Genomic DNA, 22,882 nt, shown 5'->3' with positions numbered 1-22,882 from the left:
GCGATGAGCCTGCTGGCCTGGATCGGGATGTTCGCCGCCTGGAGCCTGTTCGCCACCTGGGTGCTGCGCTGGGGTGGCGCGGCCTGGATGGAAGGCTGGAAGTCGCTGGCCTTCGTCGACAGCTGGGGCAGCCTGTGGGACGAAGCGCAGATCAAGCTCTACTTTCTCTGCCTGTGGATCGTTTACGGCCTGTGGTTCCTGGCCGGCCTGTTCGTACCGGAGTGGCGCGGTTTGCCGTGATGCCTCTGCGTCGGTAGTGCCGGGCATGCGATCATCCCCCCATGAAGATCTATCTTGTCGGCGGCGCCGTACGCGACCGCCTGCTGCAGCGCCCTGCCGGCGACCGTGACTGGGTGGTGGTTGGCGCCACGCCCGCGCAGATGGAAGCGCAGGGCTACACCGCCGTCGGCCGCGATTTCCCGGTATTCCTGCACCCGAAGACCGGCGAGGAATACGCGCTGGCGCGCACCGAGCGTAAATCCGGCCGCGGCTATCGCGGCTTCGTGGTCGATGCCGATCCGGCGGTAACGCTGGAAGAAGACCTGCAGCGCCGCGACTTCACCATCAACGCGATCGCCTGCGATGAGGAGACCGGCACGCTGGTCGATCCTTACGGTGGCGTTCGCGATCTTGAGCTGCGCGTGCTGCGCCACGTCGGCCCTGCGTTCGTGGAAGATCCACTGCGCGTGCTGCGCGCGGCGCGCTTCATGGCGCGCTTCGCGCCACTGGGCTTCACCGTCGCCGAAGAGACCATGGCGCTGATGCGCGAGGTCGCCGCCAGTGGCGAGCTGGACGCGCTGGTGCCGGAACGCGTCTGGCAGGAACTGCGCAAGGCGCTGGTCAGTGAACGGCCCTCCGCCTTCCTGCGCACGCTGCACGATGCGCAGGCACTGGGCCCGATCCTGCCCGAGCTCGAAGCGCTGTATGGCGTGCCGCAGCGTGCCGAATTCCACCCGGAAGTCGATACCGGCATCCACCAGGAAATGGTCAGCGACATGGCCGCAAAGCTGGCACCGGGTGATGACCTGGTCGGCTTCGCTGCCCTCACCCACGACCTCGGCAAGGGCCTGACCCCGCCGGAGGAATGGCCGCGCCACATCATGCACGAGCAGCGCGGCATCAAACCGCTGAAGGCATTGTGCGCGCGGTTGAAGATTCCCACCGAGCACCAGCAACTGGCCGAAGCGGTCTGCCGCGAGCACTTGAACGTGCACCGCATCGACGAACTGCGCGATGCCACCGTGCTGGAACTGCTGGGCCGCTGCGATGCACTACGCCGGCCGGAACGCGTGGCCCGCATCGCACTGTGCTGCGAGGCCGACAAGCGCGGCCGGCTCGGTTTCGAGGACGCCAACTACCCACAGGGCGAAACGCTCAAGCGCCTGCACCAGGCGGCGCTGTCAGTGCAGGCGCGGGATCTGGATACCACGCATCTGAAGGGTCCCGCCATCGGCGAAGCACTGGCCAAGGCGCGGGTGAAAGCCATCGCCGCCGCCCGCTGAAGCACCGGGTAGTGCCGGTCGCTGGCCGGCACCTTCACATCTCCCGTCTATCGACGACGCTTGCGCGAAAAATGGTCGACAGCATGAGCACCCAACAAGATGGGTTGCATCAAGAGGAACAGCCATCCACCCAACCGGAGCGTCTCCACCGGATTGAACCGGGTGATGAACGCAGCTGCCAGTGCCAAACCCGCAAGAAGGCCGATCTCATAGACCCACAGCGATCGGCTAGAACGCTTGCCCACGATGCTCCTCTCCATTGAACAGGACGCACTTGCAAGCCATCGCCGCCGTCCGGCACCACGGGGAGTGCCGGCCGCTGGCCGGCACCCAGACAATCCCTGGATTCAGTGCGCCATGCCGCGGGTGATCGCCGCCGCACGCTGCTTCAGCTGGGCCACGGCATCGGGAATCATCTCCATGCCCACGTCCAGGCCCGGGTTCAGCACCAGGCCGACGCCGTCGCCGATACCGGCCAACAGCGCGTGCACCGCAATCGGCATGGCATGGGCGAACTGCGGCAGCTGCTCGTGCCACAGGCCAGCACGCTCGGGCGCGGTGAACACCGCGAACATCGGCTCGCCGCTCTCGCTGGTCAGCACCAGCGGCGAGATGCTCTCGTCCCAGGCGCCATCTTCACCAATGGCCTTGTCCAGCAGCACGAACGCCGTCGAGGTCAGCAGGCCGTCGAGGAACTGCGCTGCGGTCAGCGTGCCGTCCTGGGCCTGCAGCAGGCGCACCTCGAGGTCGTTGAGGGGTTCGAACGGGGTGTCGTGGTCCATGGTCGGTTCCGGTACGTGATTGCAGGACAGACTTTAACAGCCCCGGCCCTCAACCGATGAATCCGTGCCGCCACAGCCAGCCCAGCGCGGCCAGCCCGGCCACGACCACCAGCATCAGCGGCAGGCCGAAGCGGTGCCGCCACGGGATCGGCACCCCACCCAGCTGCTGGTCCATGGTCTCGGTATCCAGCACCCAGCCGTGCGCGCACCGGGTGCAGGCCAGCTCGTAGCGGCGCTGGTAGGTTAGGCCGAACAGCAGGTCGATGCGCGCCATCCTGTAGCGCAGCTGGGGCGCGAACTCGGTTTCCGTCTGGCAGCGCAGGCAGTGATGCGCTTCGGTGGGGCCGACAACCACCACCCGTTCCTGCTGGCCGATCAGGATCATGGATCAGCGGCCCTGGCAGGCGGGTTGGGCCAGCAGCCAGGCTTGGGCGGCGGCCAAAGTGGCGGCATCACCCTCGATGCGCTGGTCGGGCTCGATCTTCAACCCATCACCACGATCATTGCGGTCGCGCATCACGGTGGTGGTCAACAACAGGCGGCTGCCATCGGCCAGTGTGCGCACGTTGTTGCCAGTCGAGACCCCTGCCGTCGGCTGGCCGAAGCTGCGCGTCTGCGCACGGCCACGCCACGCCAGCGCCGAGGCCTCGCCCGAACTGCCGGTACGCTGTCCGAACAGCACCGCCACCGGCGCGCCAGGCTGCCGCAGCACATAGCCGGTCTGGCCGAAGTCCAGCACCGGCTTGCCTGCACGCTGCACGGCGGTCGCGGTCAACGTCCAGCGCTCCGGCCCCTGTGCGGTTTCGAACGACCCCACATCTTCGTTGTTCACCACCGAGGTGCGCAGCAGCGGTGCCATGCCCAGCAGCATCGGCCACATGTTGCCACCGCTGTTGTCACGCAGGTCGACGATCCAGCCACAGCGCATGCCGTCGTCCTTGCTGCGGATGACCTGCTGCCACCGCGCGGCGCGCTGGATGTTCTGGCGGAACGCTTCCTGTGGCGTCGCGCCGGGCGTGGAGGCATATCCCTCGATGACCAACCAGCCGATGCGCGCATCCACCGCATCGGCGGCCTTGGCCCTTTCCACGGCGGCGGCGCCGACCTGCTGCGCGCGCGCAAGGGATTCGCTCTGGCGCTGGGTCGTCGTCCATACGCCATGATTGCCCGTGCTGACCGCAATGGCTTCGCGCAGCAACGCCAGCCGCTTCACGGGGTCACCCTGCACCGATTGCAGTCGTGTGCGGGTGCCAGGCCAGTCCACCCGGTCGCGATACAGCGCCTGCCGTTCAAGCAGGTTGAGGATCTCGGCCTCCGCCTCCGGCGAGGGCACCTCGATTGCCTTGGGCGTATCGGCCATGGCGTTGGCAGCCACCAGCGCGATCACCAGCGCACCAATGCGACGCACTCCCTTGCGAACCTGCATGTGACGTTTCCTTGTCGTTGAGGCAGGCGCACAGCATAGCCCGCAGGTGATGGCTTTCGCCATGCGCGGACTGTCGTATCTGGCCCCGCCGCGGATTGCAGCAAGACAGCTTGCACGCGATCAGTAGATTGCAACTTTGCCCATGTCATCGCCACGTAGAACGCGAGAAGGTTGCCTCCGTCGGCGCCTCCTGCGCTGGCCGGGATTGGCGTCCTGAATGAAGCTACCTGAAGTCGGGCTTGCGACCATGTCGCGGGCTCGAATAATGCACCGTCCGTCGTCCTGCGGCGGGCGGTGCGTGGGGATCCTTCCGATCCGCCGGCTTCGTTTCCTTTGGGTAGCTTCACCGGCACGCCAACCCGCACCGCCCGCCACCTCGCATCCCGCAGGTGGCCTTGCCTTGTGAGGTTGCCGTCATGAACACGCCCTTCCCCACCTATCCACGCCTGCAGGCACTGCTCGGCGCTGCACTGCCCGGCCTGCAGCTGTCCACTACCGCAGCAGAAGCGTTGGAAGATGCGCTCACCGAAGTCCACGAACAGGCGCCGCCCTCCGCGTTCTTCGCGCGGTTGCGCGGCATCGCGCACAGCCACGCGGTCGATGGGCAGTCGTGGCGCGAGCGGCAACTCAGCGAGGCGCGCGGCCGGGAACTGGCCGAGGCGACGCGCTGTCTGGCGGCAGTGTCTGCGTGTGGGGGCGTGTTGCTGGCGGCGCAGTCGGCGCGCGAGATGGATGATGCGCAGGCGCAGTGTCCGCCGCAGGTGGAGGAAGGGTTGCTGCATGCGGTGGTGGTGCTGGCCGATCATGCCGGGGCGCTGGTGGAGCCCGATACACACGCCAGTGTGTTGTAGAGCCGAGCCTATGCTCGGCTTTGTGGAATTACGACCGAAGCAGCCGAGCATGGCTCGCCTCTACAGGGTCATGGCAGCGGCAGGGTTCGTGTCGACCAAGGTCGACACCTACCAGAGCGGAGCATGGCGGTGACGGGATGAGTGCCGACCCAGGTCGGCACCTACCCAAGCCTGCGGGGGTCACCAATCCGCGCGCAGGCCGATGTTGCCTTCGATGATGCGGCGCTTCTCGTTGCGGTCGCCACCTAGCTCGCGCGTGTAATCGGCCACGGCATAGGCGCTGATGGTGCGGTTGAAGCGCCCGACCACGCCTACACCGGCTTCCAGCGCACGCGAGCGCTGCGAATTGATGATCACGTCGTCGTCGAAACGGATGCGATCCTCGCCGGAACGGCCATGCCAGTAGTTGAGCTTGAAATACGGCTGCCAGCCGTTGTCGGCCAACTGGTAATCGCCGGCCAGGCGCAGGCCGACGCGGCCGGTCCAGGCGTTGTCGTTGTCGAAACGCACGCTCGATACCTCATCGCGGCGGTCGTCCAGCGCGGTGCGCTGCCAGATCACCTGTACCTGCGGTTCCAGCCACCATGCGGACTGACCGACGTGCAGCAGCGGCTTGCCGGCTTCCACCGATACGCTGGTGCCATCGCCCTTGATCCCGAAGCCGAGCCCGCGCGAGGAACGCACGCGGCCGTCGTAGCGGCTCTGCATCGCCACGGTGTCGATATAGCCGCCCGTGCTGTCGGTGAACGTCCAGTACAGGCCCACGTGCTTGTCGTCCAGGCGGTTCTGGCCCACCTGCACGTTCTCCCAGCCCAGTGCCAGGCCGGTGGTCTTGCCCTGCGCACGGGTGCGGCCGACGAACACGCCGATCTGGTTGCGATGATTGTCAGACGCTGCGGCCCACACATCCAGACCGGCCTGCAGGCCCATCACATCGCCATCGAAGCCCGGCTGCGCATCCCCCTTCCAGTGGATCTCGCTGCTCTGCCCCACCAACCGGCCCCAGGCAGTGCGGAATGCGCCCTGGTTGTACAGCAGGCGCTGCTCGCCCTGCCGCTCATGGAAGGTGCCGAGGCTGGCCAGCGAGGTCTCGCGCAACAGCGGCGGCACCACGGCGTAGGCGGCGGTCTCCACGCGGTACAGCGGCACCACCGCGCCCTCGGCGGGGCGTGCACCCGGCGTCGGCGGCGTACCGGTACCGGGCAGGCTGCCACCCGCCACCGGCACGTCCGGCACCGCCGGGTCGCTGGGCGGCGCCACCGGAGCGGGTTCCGGTGGCGGCGGTGGCGGCGCGGTCTCGCCGGCAGTCAGGTCCGGATCGGTAGCGCCTTCGGGCGGCGGTGGCGGTGCCGGGGTGATCGGCGGCGGCGGAGCGACCGGCGGCGTCAGTGGCGGTGGCGTGGCACTGCCGCCGCCGTTGGGTGCTGGCGTCGGCCCGGTCACCAGCGTCGAGCGCAGGTACCAGTTTTCGCTGGTACCTGCACTGACACCGCCCTTGAACAGGAAGTACTCGTAGGCACCGGCCGCGACCGGTGCGAACAGCGAGAACGCGCCCGGCGCGGTACGGCCACCATTCAACGCCTGCACCACCAGGATGCCATCGGCCAGCGTGGCCGCGCCGCTGCCGCCGGCATTGAGCACACCGATGCCGGTGGTCCCGGTGGCAGTACCGCCATCGATCACCAGGCGGTCGCTGGTGGAATTGTCCGCGCCCAGCACGGTACGCAGGTACAGCCCACCGCCGTCACCGCGGTAGTTGCCACGCACGGTGAACACGTCGCCAGCGCCGGTACCGGTCAGGTCGATGCGCCCGGCATTGACCATCTCCACCAGTGCGCCACTGTTGAACGGCCGGATGGCATGACCGCCACTGCCCGCGTAGACGGTACTGGTGTCATCCACCGTGAGCGTACCGGTACCGGTCCCGCTGTCGCCCAGCACCAGATCCCCATCGAAGCTCAGCTCGGTGCTGTTGGCCAGGCTGATCGCCTCCCAGTTCTGGAAACGGCCTACGCCGGCGGTCTTGACGTTGCTGAGGTTGAGCTGGTCGACGCCACTGCCACCGTCGAACAGCGGTACCGCACCGAGGTTGGCCTGGTTGAGATTGCTGAGGTTGGCCACGTCGTTGTCCGGCCCCATGTCGATCGCGCCGTAGACGATGCCGCCGCCGTTCCAGTTGAAGGTGTCATTGCCGGTACTGAGCAGCACCTGGCCACGCACGGTGCCATCGGTGATGGTCACGCTGTCATTGCCGCCGCTGACGCTGATGTTGCCACCGATGTAGGCCGTACCCGAGATGATGATGGTGTCGGTGTCGAAGCCGGTCACCACGTTGCCGTCCACGGTGCCGCCGGACTGGTCCCACAGGTTCTTGTCCAGCTTCATGTTGACGCGGCCGATGCGGCCACCGGTCATCCACGCCTGGTCGCCATCCTCGAACGCGCCGATGATGCGGCCACCGCTCATGCGAAACGTATCGATGTTGTCGCCCTGCTGCAGCGCGCCGATCGTGCCGCCACTCATGACGAAATCGTCGCGGCCGCTGCCCTGCGCCACCACGCCGGTGACGGTGCCGCCAGTGACGGTCATCTGGTCATCGCCGCTGCCCTGGTCGACGCTGTCGATGGTGCCATTGCTGAGCAGCAGCACATCGTTGCCATCCCCCTGCAGGACACCACCGGTGATGCTGCCGGCCTGCATTTCCAGGCGATCATTGCCGGCGCCGAACTGCACGCCGGTGCGCCCGCTGATCGTTCCGCGGTTGACCAGCACGCTGTCGCCGGCGCCAACGAACTGCAGGGCAGTGTTGTTGCCGGTACTGATGCTGCCGGCATTTTCGACGCGGCTGCCACCGCCAAGCTGGACCGCCACGCCCCCCACCGAACTGATCGTGCCGAGGTTGGACAGCAGGTGCCCGCCGGCCCCGACCAGCGAAATCGCGCTGCCACCACCGCTCTGCTGCAGTTGTGCCGTGTTGGCGACATTGACGGTGATACCGGCCGCGCCAGTGGCGGTGACGGGAACGGTCTGTGGATTCGGCGCGTTGGCATCGCAGGTGACCGTCTGGCCCGCAGTCGGGGTGGCATTGTCACAGCCGGCCCAGGCGACACTGGCGGTCAACAGCAGGACGGACGGGACAGCCAGGGCCTGAAGCACGGAAACGGTGAGGCGGCGCGGACGGAACGCGCGCGGGACGGCACGGGACATACAGCACTCCTGGACAGGGGATCAGGAACTGCGGATATGCGGTACTGCGAAGGCAGTCTGCCGTGTGGTGAATGGTTTCGATAGGTGAAATTGAGTGCCCGTTATCACGGTTCAGATGCGAACTTGATCAGGCATCACCTCGCCTCTACGTGGCTGAAACCGTTCATCAAGGCGGCGATCGCAAGCCACGCGGAGAGCATCCACGCATGGCGTGGATCTACTGACCATTCCGCCTGCATCGCGTTCGCCTCTCGCCCGGTAGATCCACGCCATGCGTGGATATGGCGCGCCGCCGGGGGTCAGATCTTCAGATAGATCTTCCGCCGGTCCAGCCACCACGCCACGCCCCACCACAGCGCGACAAACACCAGTGCCTGCAGCATCGACGCCAGTTCCAGCGACTGCGGCATCGCGCTGGCCAGCTGCTGCCAGATCCAGCCCCAGGCGCCGGTCGCCATCAGCACCACCGACATCACCGATGCCCCCAGGTACGCGGTGATCGCGTTGACACCGAAGCGCCGGCCCAGCGCCGGCCAGCCCTTCTGGTCGATCAGCATGTGGCCCAGCCACAGCGCCAGCGCGGCCAGGCCGCCGGTCCACAGCACGTAGCTGGGCGTCCACAGTTGCTTGTTCAGCGGCAGCACGATGGCCAGCAACAGGCCGAGCACAGCGGTCGCCACGCCCAGCCCAGCCAATGCCCCCGAACGCCCGTTGCGCAGCAGGCCACCGGCAAGCAGGCCGAGCACCGTGCTGGCAAGCGCACCCAGCGTACTCAGCAATCCTTCCGGGTCATGTCCGAGCCCGGTATCGGCATGCCACTGGTAGATCCACGGTGCGAACAGCGTGGTATCCAGACGACTGGCCGGATTGGTCCACGGCGCCAGATCGCCGACGCCCAGCAGCAGCACGGTATACCCCACCAGCAGACTGACCAGTACGGCCGCCTGTGCGCGCGGACGCGCATGCACCGCCAGTACGCCCACCAGCGCCGCGCATACCGCGATCCGCTGCAGCACGCCCCAGATGCGGAAGTGAGGGGTATGCAACGCCCACCAGATCAGCAGGTGCAGCAACGCACCGGCCACCAGGATGCGCAGTGCGCGCTCCAGAACGCCGCGCACCAACGCGGGTCGCGCCGCCGTGTCCAGCGCGCGTGGCGCCACGCTGAAGGCCATCGACACGCCCACCAGGAACAGGAAGAACGGGAACACCAGATCGGTGGGCGTGCAGCCATGCCATTCCGAATGGCGCAGCGGCGCGAACACCGCGCTCCAGTCACCCGGGTTGTTGACCAGCAGCATTGCCGCCACGGTGATGCCGCGCAGGGCATCGATCGAGCCCAGCCGGCGTGGCGGTGTGCTTCCCTTCAACGGCTCGGCCATCAGGCAGCCTCGTACTGTCCGGCAATCCAGGTGCCGCGCACCTGCAGCGCGTCGTCCAGCAGCACCAGATCAGCCTGGTAGCCCTCGGCGATATGACCCAGGCGATCGTCAACGTTGAGGAACTGCGCCGGATAGGTCGAGGCCATGCGTGCGGCTTCGGCCAGCGGTTGGCCGAGCAGCTGCACGGTATTGCGCACGGCGGTGGCCATGTCCAGCGCCGAACCCGCCAACGAACCGGCAGCGTTGCGCACCACACCGTCGATGGCGGTGATGGTTTCGCCATACAGCACGTAGCTGGGATCGTCGGCACCGACCGGCGGCATCGCATCGGTCACCAGCAGCAGGCGACCGCGCGGCTTGGCCGCCAGCGCCACGCGCAGGCTGGCCGGATGCACATGCACGCCATCGACGATGATGCCGATCCAGCTGTCGCGGTCTTCCAGCGCAGCGCCCACCGCGCCGGGCTCACGCCCCTGCAGCGGCGACATCGCGTTGTACAGGTGGGTGAAGCCGCGCACGCCGGCATCCAGACCGGCGCGGATCTCTTCGTAGGTGCCTGCGGTATGCCCAGCGGCAACGACCACGCCGCGCTCGACCAGCGCGCGAATGGTCTCCAGCGGCACGCGTTCCGGTGCCAGCGTCAGCAGGGTCACGCCGTTGTCCAGCGATGCGGCCAGCGCGATCTCCTCTTCGTCGGGCACACGGAACTTGCTGGCATCGTGCGTGCCCTTGCGCGCCGGCGCGATGTACGGTCCTTCCAGATGGATGCCGATCACGCCTGGCACACCCTGCGCGATCGCCTCGCGCATCGCACCGATGGCTTCACGCATCACCGCCACGTCATCGCTGATCAGCGTTGGCAGCATTGCGGTGGTGCCGAAGCGACGGTGCGCCTGCGCGATGGTGCGCAGTGCCGCCACGTCCGGCGTGTTGTTGAACAGCGCACCGCCACCACCGTTGACCTGCACATCGATGAAACCGGGCAGCAGCCAGCCACCGCCCAGGTCCACCTGCTCGGCGGCCTGGCCGAGCTGCGGTGCAGCGTCAGGCAGCAGCGCGCTGATGCGACCGCCCTCGATCACCACCGCCAGATCGTCTCGGAATTCATCGCCGGCAAGGATGCGGGCGTTGCGCAGGACCGTTGCCATCACACCGTCTCCGTAACCTTGTTCAGGTGCGGCGGCAGGTCCGGATTGAAGCCACGACGCAGCGCCAACGCGTTGATCGCGCGGTAGAAGCTCTGCACGGTCAGCAGCGGTGCGCACAGCGGATGCGGCGCGGCGGCCACCGGCAGATTGCCACCGGCACCGGCCATCCACACCTGCGCGCCACGTGCGGTGAACTCATCGACCACCGCGCGGGTACCGGCGCCGGTCTCATCCGGCTGGGCGAAGGCCAGCACCGGGAAACCACGATCAACCAGCGCCATCGGGCCGTGCTTGACCTCGGCCGAGCTGTAGGCCTCAGCGTGCAGGCTGCAGGTTTCCTTGAACTTCAGCGCAGCTTCCTGCGCCGCGCCCAGGCCCAGGCCGCGGCCGAGCACGAACAGGTTGGTGGCATCGACCAGGCCCTCGGTCACCGACGTCCAGTCGCACTGCCAGGCCTCACGCATCGCGTCCGGCAGCAGGTCCAGCGCGGCACGCAGGCTGCTGTCCTGCTTCCAATAGGCAGCCAGCTGCAGCAGCGCGGCCAGCGACGCCAGGTAGCTCTTGGTCGCCGCCACGCTCTTTTCGGCACCAGCGTGCAGTGGAATGACCGTGTCGGCCAGCTGCGCCAGCGGCGAATCCTCGACGTTGACCAGCGCGATCACGCGCGCGCCGGCGGCCTTGGCAGCTTCCGCGTTGCGCAGCAGGTCGGGGCTCTTGCCCGACTGCGAGATGACGATGAACAGCGCGCCACGCAGCTGCAGCGGTGCGGCATAGACCGACCCCACCGACGGCGAGGCCGATGCGACCACCAGGCCCAGCTGGGTTTCCAGCAGGTACTTGCCATAGGTGGCGGCATGGTCGGAGCTGCCGCGGGCGCAGGTGACCACGAACGGCGGCGGCGCGGCGCGCAGGCTGGCGGCCAGGGTTTCCATGGTGGCGTGGTTGCGCGAGAACTGGCGCGCGACCACGTCGGCCGCTTCAGCGGCCTCGGCGAACATCAGGGTGGACGTGGGGTCTGACAGCGACATGGCAGGCTCAGGCAGGATCGGAAGGAAGGGGGCGTGCGCCGGCTGGGCGCATCGGCGCGGTCGAGCCGCGCACCACCAGCTGCGGCACGAAGCCCTGGTTGTGCAGCGGTGCCGGCGCATCGTCGTAGGCGTCGCTGCGCAGCTGTGCGATCAGCAGGCGCGCGGCATGGCGGGCAATGTCCTCGGTGGCCTGCTTGGCGGTGGTCAGCGGCGGCCACGACTGGCGCGAGAACGGGCTGTCCTCGAAACCGGCGATGGACAGGTCGTACGGCACGTTCATGCCCGCCGACTTCGCGGCGGCCAGCACACCGGCGGCGATTTCGTCGTTGGATCCGAAGATGGCGGTGGGCGGCTCGCGCAGCGCCAGCAGGCGGCGCGCGCCACGGAAACCATCGTCGAAGGTGTAGTCGCCCTGCACCACCAGGTGCTTGTCCACGGTCATGCCGTAGTCCTTCAGCGCGGCTTCGTAACCGGCATAGCGCTCGCCCGAGGAGCGGTGCGAGATGCCGCCCCAGAGGAAGCCGATGCGCTGGTGACCCAGCTGGATCAGGTGCTCGGTGATCTCGTAGGCGGCCTCGCGGTCGTCGACGAACACGCAGGCACCATCGGCCGGGTCTTCGGTGGCGGCAATGATGCGCACCAGCTTGATGCCGCGCGCGGTCAGTGCCTGGATCAGGTCGCGGCGTTCGGACATCGGCGCGGTCAGCACCAGCCCGGCCAGGCGCGAACGCTGCACCCAGTCGGCCAGTTCATCGGCCAGCAGCGGCGAGCTGGAATCGCAGGGATGGATCTGCAGGCCGAAGCCGGTCTCGCGGCAGGCAGCGAGCACGCCGTTCTGCACGCCGATGATGTGGTACGGGTTCGGGTTGTCGTAGACCAGCCCGATCACGAAGGTGGTGCCGCTGCGCAGGTTGCGCGCGGACGGATCGGGCTCGTAATCGAGTTCGGCGATGGCACGCAGCACCCGCGCACGGGTGGCCTGCATCACCGAAGGCTCGTTGTTGATCACCCGCGAGACCGTCTTCAGCGAGACCTTGGCCTTTTCCGCAACGTCCTTGATGGTCGCTCTGCGCATGGGTTTTCCCTGGGGTTGGCTGCCGTCCATCATCGCCGATCAGCGCTCCTGCGGCAGGCCGGCGCGGTGGCCGATCACCGAGTAGAACAGGATGTACAGGTAGCACGGCACCATCAGCAGCACGAACACCAGCTGGAAGTCGATGTGCTGCTTGAGCACGGCGAACAGCTGCGGAATGATCGCGCCACCGGCAATACCCATCACCAGCAAGGCCGAGCCGGTCTCGGTGAAGCGGCCCAGGCCGCGGATCGCCAGCGGGAAGATCGCCGGCCACATCATCGCGTTGGCGAAGCCCAGCAGGGCCACGAAGGCCACCGATACATAGCCGTGGGTGGCCCAGGCGCCGAGGCAGAACACCACGCCCAGCACCGCTGAAATGGTCAGGTAGCGCGACTGCGAGACCACCTTGGGAATCAGCAGCAGGCCGACCACATAGCCGACCAGCATCGCGCCCAGCGTGAGCGAGGTGAACATCTTGGTCTGGTCCAGCGGCAGGTCGAAACCATGGCCGTAGGTACCGATCGCATCACCGGCCATCACCTCCACGCCCACGTAGACGAACAGGCACAACACGCCCAGCCACAGGTGCGGGAACTGGAAGATGCTGCGGCGTTCGGCGGCACCGGCCGCCACCGGCGTAGCGTTGGCTTCGGACGACTTGATTTCCGGCAGCGGCGAGAACAGCACGGCCACCGCCAGCAGCACCAGCAGGCCGGCCATCGCCAGGTACGGCGCATGGATCTTGGCGGCGAATTCGTTCAACAACTGCGCCTTGGTGGCTTCATCGGCAGCGGCCACCGTGGCCGACAGATCACCGATGCCATGCAGCACCACGGTACCGATCAGCACCGGGGCGAGCATGCCGGCGATCTTGTTGCAGATGCCCATCAGCGCGATGCGGCGCGCCGCCGTCTCGATCGGGCCGAGGATGGAGATGTAGGGGTTGATCGCGGTCTGCAGCAGGGCCAGGCCACTGCCGATCACGAACAGGCCGCCAAGCGCGCCCGGGTACCAGCGCTGGGTGGCGAACTCACCGAACAACGCAGCACCACCGGCCATCACCAGCAGGCTCAGGCTCAGGCCCTTCTTCATGCCGGTGCGGCGCAGGATCCACGATGCCGGCAGGGCCAGGAAGAAGTAGGACAGGTAGAACACCATCAGCACCAGGAAGGCACCCACCTCGCTGAGTTCGAAGGCGAGCTTGACGAAGGTGATCAGCGGGCCGTTGAGCCAGGTGAAGAAGCCGATCAGGAAGAACAACACGCCAACGATGGCGATGGAGGTGGCCACGTTCGGGCGCGCGCTTGCAGCGGGGACGGCGGACATCAGGAGGGCTCCTGCGGCGACGGCCGCAGAACGCGGCGTCGGAGAGTGGCTGGGAACAACGTTGTCACATTCTTTCGATGGACAACCGCGGTTTGTCAACTTCCATGCGCAGCCCCGTGAACCTCGTGCTGCACTGCGCAACCCGATCACAGCGCCGTGTGCTGAATGCGCCACAGCCCTTGAGCCCCTTGCAGCAACGGTTCCCGCGTGAAACCCATGCTCACGCCATGTAAACGTTTACTGCATGTCGCATTCGTTGCGACGCAGCAACGAAAGTGTCACGAACTCGTTGACATCGTTGTCAGCGGGGTTACAGACTCCGCCCCAATCGCCGCCCCCGATCCCGGGTCCGGCCCCACCTGCAGCAGGAGCCCGCGTGACCGCCAGCCACCCCGCCCCGGCCCATGTCCTGTCCCGAGTCGCGCCCTCGTTCCTGGCCGCCGACGTCGGTGGCACCCATGTGCGCGTGGCCCGGGTCCAGGCCAGCGGTGATGCTGCCCACCCGGTGCAGGTGCTGGAGTACCGCAAGTACCGCAATGCCGACCATGCCGGCCTCAGCGCGATCCTGTCCGACTTCCTTGGCGAAGGCCCGCGGCCCACGCATTGCGTGGTTGCCAGCGCCGGCTACGCCCGCGAGGACGGCACGGTGATCACCGCCAACCTGCCGTGGCCGCTGTCGGCGCGCCAGGTGGAAGCAGACGTCGGCCTGCAGCGGGTCTACATCGTCAATGACTTCGAAGCGGTGGCCTATGCCGCCGCGCAGGTGGACGCCAGCGGCGTGCTGCACCTGTGCGGGCCGGACACCGCTGCGCGTGGCCCGACCCTGGTGGTCGGCCCCGGCACCGGCCTCGGCGCCGCGCTGTGGATTCCCACCGCGCACGGCCCGGTGGTCCTGCCGACCGAAGCCGGCCAGCCGACCCTGGCGGCCAGCACCGAACTGGAAATGGCCATCGTCCGCCACATGCAGCGCGACCGCGCCCACGTGTCGATCGAGCATGCAATCTCCGGCCCGGGCCTGATGAACCTGTACCGCGCGGTGTGCGCGCTGCAGGGGCAGGCACCGACCCTGACCAGCCCCGATGCTGTCACCGCTGCGGCCATGGTCGATACCGACGTGCACGCGCGCCAGGCGCTGTATGTGTTCTGTGGCCTGCTCGGCAGCACCATCGGCGACATGGCGCTGTTCTACGGCGCCCACGGTGGCGTCTACCTGGCCGGCGGCATCCTGCCGCAGATCCGCGAATACCTGCACGCCAGCACCTTCGTCGAACGCTACCTGCAGAAGGGGCCGATGGGCGAAGCGCTGGCACGCATCCCGGTGAAGGTCGTCGAACACGGCCAGCTGGGCGTGGTCGGCGCTGCCAGCTGGTACCTGCAGCAGCAGTCGGCCGCCTGACACCGCAACAGGCTTCAACGCAATCGCAGCACGCAGTACGTGGCACGCCAACGCACGGGACTTCGCCGCCGCCCCGCGCATGTCTTCGCAACCGTAATCGAACACCGCCGCCGGCATCCAATCGAGTGATGAGGAGAGACATCATGAACACCCGCAAGACCCTGCTTTCGGCCGCCATCGTCAGCTGCATCGCCTTCAGTGCGCACGCGCAGCAGGCCTCCCAGACCGCCACCGACCTGGATACCGTGCAGGTCACCGGCATCCGTGGCTCGATGGAAAAATCGCTGGACACCAAGCGCGAAGCGAACGCACGCGTGGAAGTGGTCACCGCTGAAGACGTGGGCAAGCTGCCCGCGCACAACGTCGCTGACACCCTGCAGCGCCTGCCGGGTGTGAACATCAGCTCGTCCAGCGCCGACGAAGGCGGCTTCGACGAAGCCGACCGTGTCAGCCTGCGCGGCACCAGCCCTAGCTTGACCCAGACCCTGATCAACGGCCACACCGTCGGCTCGGCCGACTGGTTCGTGCTCAGCCAGGGCAACAACGTCGGCCGCAGCGTCAGCTACGCCCTGCTGCCGTCGGAACTGGTTCGCTCGGTGGAAGTGAACAAGTCCTCGCAGGCCAAGCTGCAGGACGGCGGCACCACCGGTACCGTCAACATCCTCACCCGCAAGCCGCTGGAGTTCTCCAAGCAGATCTCGGCTGAGGCCTCGATCGGTGCGGTGCGTTCGGACCAGGCGAAGTCGAATGACCCGCAGCTGTCGGCGTTGTTCAACTACAAGAACGACGACAACACCTTCGGCGTGATGGTGCAGGCCTTCAGCCAGAAGCGCGAGCTGCGCCGCGAAGCGCAGGAAATCCCGGGTGGCTTCTTCAAGATCGATCCGACCGGCACGGTGGCCCAGTCCAATCCGGATCTGGCCGGCGTGTACGCGCCGGGCCTGCTCGGCTCGACGCTGTTCGAACAGACCCGCGAGCGCAAGGGCGGCCTGATCTCGCTGCAGTTCAAGCCTATGGACAACCTGACCCTGGGCCTGGAAGGCTTCAGCTCGGAACTGAAGGCGAACAACTACAACCGCAATTTCATGCTGTGGGGCGGCCGCATCCTCAACGACCGCACCGTTGAAGATGCCAATGGCAACAAGATCCTGATTCCGGGCCAGGCCCCGAACCCGGGCTATGTGGTCAAGGATGGCGTGCTGACCAACGCCACCTTCGCTGGCCAGGCCGACCGCGATTACGCGGTGTACGACATGATCTACCGCGAGTCGAAGGCCAAGACCAACTACATCACCTTCGATGCCGACTGGCAGATCAATGACAACCTGGGCATGAAGTTCCAGGCTGGCAGCACCAAGGGTACCGGCGATACACCGCGCCAGTACATCGCCGAGGTCAACCTCGCCCGCGGTGGTGGTGCAACCTGGGCCACCCACGGCAATGGTTCGCCGATCGACTGGAATGTCGGTGGCAACATCAGCCCGGGCGGCGTGACCGAATTCGGCACCTGGGGCAACCAGCAGGTGACCGCGATCGATAAGGAAAAGTGGGTCAACGTTGACTTCAACCAGTACTTCAGCGATGCCGGCGCACTGAACTCGATCGACTTCGGTGCCCGTTTCGCCGACCACAAGCGCGAATCCAAGTCGCCGGAAGGCGCAACCCCGGGCGCGATCTGGGATGCACTGAAGAACGGTGCGACCGCAGGCTTCCCGGGTGGTTTCGCCAGCAGCATCGGTGGCAGCTTCCCGCGCGACCTGTGGTATTTCACCCCGGGCGCGCTGAAGGATGCGGTGACCAACAACTCCACCTGGCTGTCCGGCAATGACGGCCCGACCGGCCGCCACAACTACGGTGCCGAGTGGAAGGTTGCCGAGAAGAACTTCGCCGCCTATGTGCAGGGCAACTTCAGCGGCGACCGCTGGAGCGGCAACGTCGGCCTGCGCTATGTCAACATCAAGCAGGACATCGACACCTACCAGGCCGTCACCGACGCGGCAAACGCCGACGTCCGCAGCCTGTTCGGCATGTGGAAGTCGCTGTCGTTCGACAACAAGCACGACCGCATCCTGCCCAGCGCGAACCTGAAGTTCGATCTGGCCGATGACCTGGTGTTCCGCTTCGCCGCGTCGCAGACCCAGACCCTGCCGGACTTCTCGGCGCTGGGTGCTTCGACCTGGGGCTCGGATCTGAACAAGACCGGTGGCGGCGGCAATCCGAAGCTGAAGCCGGTGCTGTCGACCAACTTCGACGCCAACGTCGAGTGGTACTTCATGCCGCGCGGCCTGCTGTCGGTGGGTGCGTACTCGATGAACCTGAAGGACTACGTGGCCTTCGGCACCCAGACCCAGATGCTGTTCAGCGAACTGACCCACCAGCTGGAGGCCTACCAGGTCTCGGTGCCGGTCAACGCCGACGGCAAGGTCACCGGCATGGAAGTGGCGTACGAGCAGCCGATCGGTGAGTACTTCGGCGTCAACGCCAACTACACCTACGCCGATGGCAGCACCTCGCACACCTGGGCCGACGGCAGCCACAACCTGCTGGGCACCTCGAAGAACACCTACAACGTGGGTGCCTACTTCGAGAACGATACCTTCGGCGCACGCGTCAGCTACACCCGCCGCTCGTCGTTCCTGATCGGCCTGTCCGGTGCCAACCCCTACTACCAGGACGCGTTCGGCACCCTGTCGGTATCGCTGAGCTACAAGGCCACCGACTGGATGAGCGTCAGCTTCGATGCGCTGAACCTCAACAACCCGACCTACAAGTACTACCAGAGCGCGGCCACCCCGACCTCGTTCTACAGCAACGGTCGCCAGTACTACCTCAACTTCCGCTTCAAGTACTGATCCAGCGGCGGCAACATCGCCGAGTCGTGCACGCACGCCGGGCCTGGGTCATTCCGGGCCCGGCGTTTTTCATGTATAGCGTTCATCGCACCGTTCCAAGGAGTCGTTCCGATGGTCAAGCCTTCCCGCGCCCGGATGCGCAGCGCAGTGCTGCTGGGCAGCCTCCTCGCCCTGCTGCCGGCAATGCCGGCGCTCGCCGCCGATCCCACGCCCGCCGCCGAAGCACCCGGCCCGCAGCTGCGTGCTGGCAGCCTGATGCTGATCCCCGCCCCGGTCACTGTGCAACGTGGCCAGGGCAGCGGCATCACCGTGCGCGCCGATACCGTGCTGCAGGCCGAAGGCGAAGCCGCACAGCGCGTCGCTGCCCAGTTCGCGGACCTGCTGGCCCGCAGTGGTGGCCCGCGCCTGGTCCTGGCCAAGGGCAAGGCTGCAGCCAGGGCCGGCAGCATCCGCTTCCAGATCGTGCCCACCTTCCGCGACAGCGGTGAGGGTTACACGCTGGACAGCACCGCGCAGGGCGTGGTGGTGCAGGCCGGCAACGAAACCGGCCTGTTCTATGGCGCGACCACCCTCGCCCAGCTGGCCACCGGCGGCAGCAACGGCGTGCTGCCAGCGGTGCAGATCCAGGACGCGCCGCGCTTCAGCTGGCGCGGCTTCATGCTCGACTCGGCGCGGCATTTCCAGAGCCTGGACGAGATCAAGCGCGTGCTCGACGCGATGGCCGCGCACAAGCTCAACACCTTCCACTGGCACCTCACCGATGACCAGGGCTGGCGCATGGAGATCAAGCGCTACCCGAAGCTGACCGAGGTGGGCAGCTGCCGCCTGCCGGCCGGCGATGGCGGCATCGATCCGGCCAGCGGCCAGGAGCACCCGTACTGCGGCTTCTACACGCAGGACCAGATCCGCGAGGTGATCGCCTATGCCGCGAAGCTGCATATCCAGGTGATTCCGGAAATCGATGTGCCGGGGCACGCGACCGCAGCGATCGCCGCGTATCCGGAACTGGGTTCGATCAATACCCCGCTGAAGCCGATCAGCGAATGGGGCGTGTTCCCGAACCTGTTCAACGTGGAAGACAGCACCGTCACCTTCCTCGAGAACGTCCTGGAGGAAGTGATCGAACTGTTCCCGGCCAAGTACGTGCACGTGGGCGGCGACGAGGCGGTCAAGGACCAGTGGGAAGCCTCGAAGCAGGTGCAGCAGCGCATGCGTGCGCTGGGCATCAAGAATGAAATGGCCATGCAGAGCCACATCATCAAGCGCCTGGAGACGTTCCTGGAGGAACACGACCGGCGCCTGATCGGCTGGGATGAGATCCTCGAAGGGGGTCTGCCACCGCAGGCCACGGTGATGTCGTGGCAGGGCACCGAAGGTGGCCTCGCTGCGGCCAGTGCCGGGCATGACGTGATCATGTCGCCCGTCGGCTACCTGTACCTGGACTACCTGCAGACGGCCTCACCGAACGAACCGCCGGGCCGCCCGACCCAGGTCAATCTCGGCAAGCTCTACAACTTCGAGCCGGTGCCGGCCGAACTGGCCGCCGACAAGCGCGGGCACATCCTCGGCCTGCAGGCCAACATGTTCACCGAACACACGCGCAGCTATGCACGCCTGCAGCACAACCTGTTCCCGCGCCTGGCCGCCGTGGCCGAGACCGGCTGGAGCATGCCGGAACATCGCGACTTCCGCGATTTCCTCGCACGCCTGCCGGCGCAGCTGCAGCGCTACCGTGCCTGGGGCCTGGCCTATGCGCAGACTCCGTTCGAAGTAGGCGTGGACTACACCGATGATCGCGCGAAGAACACGGTGACCGTGTCGCTGGCCAATCCGCTGGGCTATGAAGTGCGCTACAGCACCGATGGCCAGCCGGTGACCGCGCAGTCGCCGCTGTACCAGCAGCCGCTGACGGCGCAGCTGCCCGCCGCCGTGCAGGCCGCCGCGTTCTACCAGGGCCAGATGCTGGCGGCGAAGCCGACGGTCGCGGACTTCAGCGCACAATCGCTGCTCAGCCGCCGCAGCGATGAACTGCTCAGCTGCGTGGGCAAGAAGGGGCTGGTGCTGCGCCTGGAAGACGATGGCCCACGCGAGGGCCCCCGTGCGGTGTTCAACGTGGACATCTTCCAGCCGTGCTGGCGCTGGCCGCAGGCGCAGCTGGACGGCATCGGCAGCGTGGAAGTGCGTGCAGGTCGCATCCCGTACTACTTCCAGCTGGCCCACGACGAACCCAAGCGCCGTTTCGAGAAGGCCAAGCGCGCGCATGGCGAGATGCAGGTGCGTCGTGGCGACTGCAGCGGCAAGGTGCTGGCTGAAGTAGCGTTGCCGGCCAAGCCCGATGCCGATGGCTTCGTGACCCTGCGCGCGACGCTGCCGAAGGGAACCCAGGGCGCCGGTGACCTGTGCATCAACTTCACCGGCGATACGCGCCCGGCGATGTGGGTGCTGGATGAGGTCACGCTGGGGAAGTAATGACAGGTCTGTCATGGTGGGTGCCGAACTTGGTCGGCACCCCGGGCAGCTCATCCACGCATGGCGTGGATCTACGGGTGGGTGCCAACCTTGGTTGGCACGCCTTTACCCGCGCCAGCGCAGCAGCAGATCGCGCAGCGGGGTCAGTGCCGTAGCCAGACCGGCCAGCACGCCGATCGTGTTGGCGATCGCATCCATCGGATCCGCCGTGCGGTTACTGGTCAGTGCGCCCTGCGCGAACTCGATGCCGATGCCCATCAGCACCAGGCCCACGCCCACCCACAGCAGCGGCCGCCCGCGCCGGAACAGCTGCACCGCGCTGCCCGCCAGGATGAAGTAAGCGAGGAAATGCTCGCCCTTGTCGCTGTTTTCCGGCAGCGGAATCGGCGGCGGCGGGATCAGGCAGACCACGATCACCAGCAGCACCGCCGTCGCCCACAGTACGGTCCACAACCGTGGCCGACGCAGCGGCTTGATCACCGGCAACGCCGCGCTCACAGGCGCCAGCTCAAGTCACCCAGCTCGAAGGCCGGTTCGAAGTCGACGCCGCGCTGCAGGCCGATGGCCTGGAAGCGCTCGCCCATTTCGGTCGGCAGGGTCAGCTTCTTCACCTGGTCGCGCAGCTGGATGCGGCCCACTTCATCGGTGCGTTCCTCGGCCAGCAGCAGCACCTGGTCCAGCCCGTTGCCGAGCAGGAAACTGGCCTGGCTGCAGTAGCCGGCCAGCTCGAAGCCACCGTGCATGCCAGCCTCGGCCATGGCGGTGAAATCCACCGACGCCGTGATGTCCTGCAGGCCCGGCCAACGATGCACGTCGTTATGCACGTGATGGCGGTAGAAGGCGCGCACGGTGCCATCGTCGCGGTCGTGCTGGTAGAACTCGCCGCGGTTGTAGCCGTAATCGACGAACAGCATCGCGCCGCGCTGCAGGCCGCCGGCCACCGCCTGCAGCCAGTACGGCAGCTGCGGCAGCACCTCGGAGCGGTAGCCCTCGGCGAAGGGTTTTTCCAGGTAGCGCTCGATATGGCGCACTGCGCCGTTGAGCAGGATGTCGGCCGGCTGCGCGCCGCGGATGAAGTTGCCTTCGGCATCCAGCTCCACGGTTTCCTCGTAGACCTCGCCATCCCGGATCAGGAAGCGCGGGGTCGGCAATGCGTCGATCACCTCGTTGGCGAACACCACGCCCTCCCAGTCCTCTTCGAACGGGCGGTCGACCCAGTCCACGCGTGCGGCCAGCTCGGCCGGCAGGTTCTGCTGCAGGCGCTGCTGCTGGCGCTCACGCAGGTCGGCGCTGGGTTCGAGGATCGCGTAGCGCGACGGCAGTGCGTCGAGCTCGGCCAGGCGCAGCAGCACCGCCTCGGCGAAGGCGCCGGTCCCGCCGCCCAGTTCCAGCATCCGCGCCTGCGCACCCAACTGGGCGAACACCGGGGCCAGCGCATTGGCCACGCTGCCGGCGAACAGGCTGCCGAGCTCGGGTGCGGTGGTGAAGTCACCGCTGCCACCAAACTTGCTGGCGCCGGCGCTGTAATAGCCCCAGCCGGGGGTGTACAGGCACAGCTCCATGAAGCGGGAGAACGGCATCGCCCCGCCCTGCGCAAGGATTTCGGCGCGCAGGGCGGCGGCCAGCTGGTCGCTGTGGGCCAGGGCATCGGCTTCGGGCAGGGGGAAGGTGGGCTGCATGGCGTCTTCGAATGCGGTGACAATGGTGCACAGGATAGCCGAGCCTTGGAGGACCCTCGATGAGCGACACCCACCCCGTGGTCCTGATCACCGGCAGCGCGCGCCGGATCGGTGCGGCCATCGCCCGCCAGTTCCATGCCTGTGGCTGGTCGGTGGTGCTGCACGCCAACACCTCCAGCGCCGAGCTGCAGCAGGCCGCGTTCGATTTCGACAACGTGCGCCCCGGCAGCGTGCTGGCCCTGCAGGCCGACCTGCGTGACGCCGACGCCCTGGCCGACCTGGTGGAACAGGCCGTCACCCACTTCGGCCGGCTGGATGCGCTGGTCAACAACGCCTCCAACTTCTTCCCCACCCCGCTCGGCCAGGTCACCGCCGAGGCGATGGACGAGCTGTATGCGGTCAATGCACGCGCGCCGCTGCTGCTGTCACAGGCGGCGGCGCCCTACCTGCGCCGCCAGCAGGGCTGCATCGTCAACCTGACCGACCTGCACGGCACCGACCCGATGCGCGACCACATCGCCTACACCATGGCCAAGGCCGCGCTGGAGATGGCCACCCGCTCGCTGGCGCTGGAGCTGGCGCCGAAGGTGCGGGTCAATGCGGTAGCGCCGGGGGCGATCCTGTGGCCGGAACAGGGCAAGGACGATTTCGCCCGCGAAGCGCTGCTGGCACGCACGCCGCTGGCGCGGATCGGCACCGTCGAGGAGATCGCCGAGGCGGTGTACTGGCTGGTGGCCGAAGCCAGCTTCGTCACTGGCC

General features: G+C 67.1%; 19 protein-coding genes. 7 read left to right on the top strand and 12 right to left on the bottom strand.

The features are described from left to right. Together N5D91_RS22075 and N5D91_RS22070 are read left to right on the top strand one after the other, a co-directional pair. On the top strand, positions 1–240 hold a 240-nt coding region (locus tag N5D91_RS22075), incomplete at its 5' end, for a hypothetical protein (RefSeq protein ID WP_279922745.1). A gap of 41 nt (positions 241–281) precedes the next feature. Further along, positions 282–1,502: a multifunctional CCA addition/repair protein gene (locus N5D91_RS22070; RefSeq protein WP_180855450.1), complete on the top strand. Its 1,221-nt coding sequence runs from the start codon at positions 282–284 to the stop codon at positions 1,500–1,502. A 47-nt stretch (positions 1,503–1,549) separates the two neighbouring features. Here the strand turns inward: N5D91_RS22070 and N5D91_RS22065 are convergent, their stop codons facing one another. The 4 genes from N5D91_RS22065 to N5D91_RS22050 form a co-directional block, all read right to left on the bottom strand. Next, positions 1,550–1,747: a hypothetical protein gene (locus tag N5D91_RS22065; protein WP_180855451.1), complete on the bottom strand. Its 198-nt coding sequence runs from the start codon at positions 1,745–1,747 to the stop codon at positions 1,550–1,552. A gap of 102 nt (positions 1,748–1,849) precedes the next feature. Further along, entirely contained in the window at positions 1,850–2,284 is a 435-nt protein-coding gene (locus N5D91_RS22060; RefSeq protein ID WP_005419309.1) for an SseB family protein, read from the bottom strand. Positions 2,285–2,333: 49 nt separating this feature from the next. Beyond that, positions 2,334–2,669 carry a hypothetical protein gene (locus N5D91_RS22055; protein WP_180855452.1) on the bottom strand — a complete coding sequence of 112 codons (336 nt, stop codon included), beginning with the start codon at positions 2,667–2,669 and terminating at the stop codon, positions 2,334–2,336. A 3-nt stretch (positions 2,670–2,672) separates the two neighbouring features. Then, entirely contained in the window at positions 2,673–3,710 is a 1,038-nt protein-coding gene (locus tag N5D91_RS22050) for a S41 family peptidase (protein ID WP_134951226.1), read from the bottom strand. Between the two features lie 416 nt (positions 3,711–4,126). Between N5D91_RS22050 and N5D91_RS22045 the strand changes: the two genes are divergently transcribed. Next, positions 4,127–4,561 (top strand): hypothetical protein, encoded by a 435-nt coding sequence (locus N5D91_RS22045; protein WP_180855453.1) that lies wholly within the window; start codon positions 4,127–4,129, stop codon positions 4,559–4,561. A 180-nt stretch (positions 4,562–4,741) separates the two neighbouring features. On the opposite strand, the gene N5D91_RS22040 is transcribed toward N5D91_RS22045, so the two are convergent. From N5D91_RS22040 to N5D91_RS22015, 6 genes are all read right to left on the bottom strand, one after another. After that, entirely contained in the window at positions 4,742–7,768 is a 3,027-nt protein-coding gene (locus tag N5D91_RS22040; RefSeq protein WP_180855454.1) for an autotransporter outer membrane beta-barrel domain-containing protein, read from the bottom strand. A 299-nt stretch (positions 7,769–8,067) separates the two neighbouring features. Next, positions 8,068–9,150 carry a heparan-alpha-glucosaminide N-acetyltransferase domain-containing protein gene (locus N5D91_RS22035; protein WP_180855455.1) on the bottom strand — a complete coding sequence of 361 codons (1,083 nt, stop codon included), beginning with the start codon at positions 9,148–9,150 and terminating at the stop codon, positions 8,068–8,070. After that, the gene (gene nagA / locus N5D91_RS22030) at positions 9,150–10,298 is read right to left on the bottom strand and encodes an N-acetylglucosamine-6-phosphate deacetylase (protein WP_180855456.1); all 1,149 of its coding nucleotides are present in this window, start codon (positions 10,296–10,298) and stop codon (positions 9,150–9,152) included. Before nagA ends, N5D91_RS22035 begins: the two co-directional genes overlap by 1 nt. After that, on the bottom strand, positions 10,298–11,326 hold the full coding sequence (locus N5D91_RS22025; RefSeq protein ID WP_110713700.1) for an SIS domain-containing protein: 1,029 nt from the start codon (positions 11,324–11,326) through the stop codon (positions 10,298–10,300). Before N5D91_RS22025 ends, nagA begins: the two co-directional genes overlap by 1 nt. Positions 11,327–11,333: 7 nt before the next feature. Beyond that, positions 11,334–12,401 carry a LacI family DNA-binding transcriptional regulator gene (locus N5D91_RS22020; protein WP_006391719.1) on the bottom strand — a complete coding sequence of 356 codons (1,068 nt, stop codon included), beginning with the start codon at positions 12,399–12,401 and terminating at the stop codon, positions 11,334–11,336. Between the two features lie 39 nt (positions 12,402–12,440). Further along, the gene (locus tag N5D91_RS22015) at positions 12,441–13,727 is read right to left on the bottom strand and encodes a sugar MFS transporter (protein WP_110713702.1); all 1,287 of its coding nucleotides are present in this window, start codon (positions 13,725–13,727) and stop codon (positions 12,441–12,443) included. A 376-nt stretch (positions 13,728–14,103) separates the two neighbouring features. Here N5D91_RS22015 and N5D91_RS22010 point away from each other — a divergent pair, with 376 nt between their 5' ends. The 3 genes from N5D91_RS22010 to N5D91_RS22000 all read left to right on the top strand — a co-directional run bounded on the left by N5D91_RS22010 (position 14,104) and on the right by N5D91_RS22000 (position 20,444). Then, positions 14,104–15,123 (top strand): glucokinase family protein, encoded by a 1,020-nt coding sequence (locus tag N5D91_RS22010; RefSeq protein ID WP_180855457.1) that lies wholly within the window; start codon positions 14,104–14,106, stop codon positions 15,121–15,123. A 143-nt stretch (positions 15,124–15,266) separates the two neighbouring features. Next, a complete protein-coding gene (locus N5D91_RS22005) occupies positions 15,267–17,975 on the top strand; it encodes a TonB-dependent receptor (protein WP_153854532.1) in 2,709 nt (902 codons plus the stop codon). A 111-nt stretch (positions 17,976–18,086) separates the two neighbouring features. Beyond that, entirely contained in the window at positions 18,087–20,444 is a 2,358-nt protein-coding gene (locus N5D91_RS22000) for a family 20 glycosylhydrolase (RefSeq protein WP_164162135.1), read from the top strand. Positions 20,445–20,549: 105 nt separating this feature from the next. Here the strand turns inward: N5D91_RS22000 and N5D91_RS21995 are convergent, their stop codons facing one another. Then, on the bottom strand, positions 20,550–20,942 hold the full coding sequence (locus tag N5D91_RS21995) for a VanZ family protein (RefSeq protein WP_180855458.1): 393 nt from the start codon (positions 20,940–20,942) through the stop codon (positions 20,550–20,552). Then, the gene (locus N5D91_RS21990) at positions 20,939–22,123 is read right to left on the bottom strand and encodes an SAM-dependent methyltransferase (protein WP_010480950.1); all 1,185 of its coding nucleotides are present in this window, start codon (positions 22,121–22,123) and stop codon (positions 20,939–20,941) included. Before N5D91_RS21990 ends, N5D91_RS21995 begins: the two co-directional genes overlap by 4 nt. A gap of 59 nt (positions 22,124–22,182) precedes the next feature. On the opposite strand from N5D91_RS21990, the gene N5D91_RS21985 reads away from it, so the two are divergent. Beyond that, on the top strand, positions 22,183–22,882 hold a 700-nt coding region (locus tag N5D91_RS21985), incomplete at its 3' end, for a pteridine reductase (protein WP_279908662.1).

It is taken from the genome of Stenotrophomonas sp. GD03794 (genome assembly GCF_029842145.1).
In the GTDB taxonomy this organism is placed as follows: Bacteria; Pseudomonadota; Gammaproteobacteria; order Xanthomonadales; family Xanthomonadaceae; genus Stenotrophomonas; species Stenotrophomonas riyadhensis.
This window is presented reverse-complemented; position numbering and strand designations above follow the sequence as displayed.